Source organism: Pseudomonas sp. 2995-1, from assembly GCF_002742505.1.
GTDB lineage: Bacteria > Pseudomonadota > Gammaproteobacteria > Pseudomonadales > Pseudomonadaceae > Aquipseudomonas > Aquipseudomonas sivasensis.
Genome location: NZ_LJSA01000179.1, coordinates 1 through 342, shown reverse-complemented (window position 1 = coordinate 342; position 342 = coordinate 1). Strand labels below are relative to the sequence as shown.

Below are 342 nucleotides of genomic sequence, written 5' to 3'. Positions count from 1 at the left end.
ATAGAAGCCCATACAGCTGCAAATCTGACTAACCTAAGTGCAGTACCAACGATTGGCTTCTGTCGATATTCTTCTGCATGTTGTAAGTGATGCCAAAATGAAGTAGGCAAAATAATGACACTTGGTGAACCATCCATCAAGATTAACACATGACCTTCAAACAAATGTGATGAAGCCACATCGGGACGTTCCGTATAACGGACAAGGGGATAAGGATTATAGTGTTGACCGAAAATATATTCCTCTACCGTTTTATCTCCCATTGGTAATCCGTCCGTATCGATTTTTGACAGCTTATCTTTAATATAGCTTACTATTTTGGGATCAGCGATATCTTCAATG

At 39.5% G+C, this 342-nt stretch carries 1 protein-coding gene; it reads right to left on the bottom strand.

Features of this window, described 5'->3' with window-relative positions:
- Positions 1-342 (bottom strand): spore germination protein (locus AOA61_RS00570; RefSeq protein WP_143521156.1); only part of this gene is annotated, 342 nt, incomplete at both ends.